4 protein-coding genes are annotated in these 1,548 nt (G+C 58.1%); all 4 read right to left on the bottom strand.

From position 1 onward, the window contains the following. On the bottom strand, positions 1–207 hold a 207-nt coding region (locus G454_RS19745; protein WP_035108132.1), incomplete at its 3' end, for a hypothetical protein. Positions 208–246: 39 nt separating this feature from the next. After that, complete coding sequence (locus G454_RS0115165) at positions 247–738, bottom strand: DUF6557 family protein (RefSeq protein ID WP_027719235.1); 492 nt, start codon at positions 736–738, stop codon at positions 247–249. 42 nt (positions 739–780) lie between these two features. Continuing rightward, positions 781–1,119 carry a hypothetical protein gene (locus G454_RS0115160; RefSeq protein WP_027719234.1) on the bottom strand — a complete coding sequence of 113 codons (339 nt, stop codon included), beginning with the start codon at positions 1,117–1,119 and terminating at the stop codon, positions 781–783. A 62-nt stretch (positions 1,120–1,181) separates the two neighbouring features. Beyond that, positions 1,182–1,424 carry a hypothetical protein gene (locus G454_RS0115155; RefSeq protein WP_027719233.1) on the bottom strand — a complete coding sequence of 81 codons (243 nt, stop codon included), beginning with the start codon at positions 1,422–1,424 and terminating at the stop codon, positions 1,182–1,184. Positions 1,425–1,548 lie beyond the last annotated feature (124 nt).

Here is a 1,548-nt window from a genome sequence, read left to right as displayed (position 1 = left end):
CGCGCCGAACTGGAGCAGCACGCCCCGGTAGCCCGCCGGGACGACCACCCAGAAGCGCAGGGGGAAGAGCAACAGGAGGACCAGCACCGCCGCGACAGCGGCGTAGATGGCTCTACTTCCAGGAAGCCTTGCACTTTTGACCGCGCGTCTGAACTTTCCTGCGTACCGTTCCGGCACTCCACCGAAGGTATTTTCATCATAAGTCACTTTTTTCGCCCTCCCAGCATCGAAACGGCTTAACAATCTCTACTCTACTCCTAACTCGCGGAAAACTTCCTCGGTAGGCACACCGACGTCCGGATTCCGCTCCAGTTCTTCCACCATTTCCTCCAGTTCCCTCCTCCGGGCCAGGATGGCTTCGTTCGAACACCCCCACCATATGGCCTCCCACAGGATGTGGGCCGCCGCCTCCGCGGGAGAGAAGGCCGCCAGCGCCTTTTCGGAGACGAAGTGCCCGGCCCACTCGTCCAGCAGGGACAGGCCCATGCCGTACACCTGTTCGTCACCCGGTTTCCGCGCGTGCACGTCCCAAACAACTTTCCCTTCTTCCTCGTCGAACCAAGAATCGATCTCGATCACCCACCCCTCCGGGTTCGGCTCCAGCTCGCAGTTCCTTATGAAGTGGAAAGCCTCCCGGAGGCCGGACAGATCCCCTGCCTCGTCCCCGTACCGCTCCAACAGGACTGCTTCCACTTCCTCCCACCGCACAGCGTGGAAGAGCTCCTGTACCGTCAGCAAGGACGACACCTCCCAAAACTGCTCGCTTTTCTTCTCGGCGCATTAACGGCACCACCACGACTCTCTGACTAAATCTCCCGGCCAGAAGATGCCTTCCCTCCTGTCCCTGGCGTAATCTTCCGTATACGGCAGGGCAAGTCTTTCCCAACCCTCTGGCCAGGGGTCGTCCTTCCGGATGACCACTATGCTGTATCCTTCGCCATCGGCCACAAAAACACCATCGGCCTCTCCCTTGCCTTGTTCCAAGGCCTTCTTGACCGCTTCCAGCAGGGCCTTTAACGCCTGCCGGTTGCCGATTATGAACACGTCGTCGTGCCAGGCAAACTGGCCGTAGACGTGCAGGAGCGGAATAGATTCGCCGTTTCTGTCCTTCCTGCTCACTCGTGCACCATCCCCTCAGAACATCCGACCACACCACCACGCACCAGTCCTGGCGGGGGTCACTAAGCACACCGTAACCAGATATAGCGTGCCAAGACCATCACATGCACGGCGGTGAAAAGAGCATAACTCCCAAAAACAAAGCGGAACCAAAAAGGTATTTCATCGATTCCCAGGCTCCCCAGCACTAGCGCTACCGTACTCAAAGCCACAGTTGCCAACACCTGAAGCCACATGAAGCTTAGACCGAAATCGGTGTCTGGATACCACACGGCTCTTAAAATTTGCTTAAAAAACCTAGCCATAGTACCTTCCCTCCTGAACTCATCATACAACCACGCACCAGTCCGGCCGCAGGAACATCAGCCGCACCGAGTTGAACAGGTACCTGTACAGCACCCGCTGGGCCGCCAGGTAGACCTTTTCCGG

The sequence above is a fragment of the Desulfovirgula thermocuniculi DSM 16036 genome (assembly GCF_000429345.1).
Lineage (GTDB): Bacteria > Bacillota > Desulfotomaculia > Desulfotomaculales > Desulfovirgulaceae > Desulfovirgula > Desulfovirgula thermocuniculi.
The sequence above is the reverse complement of the archived record's forward strand: the minus strand, read 5'-3'. Positions and strand labels throughout refer to the sequence as shown.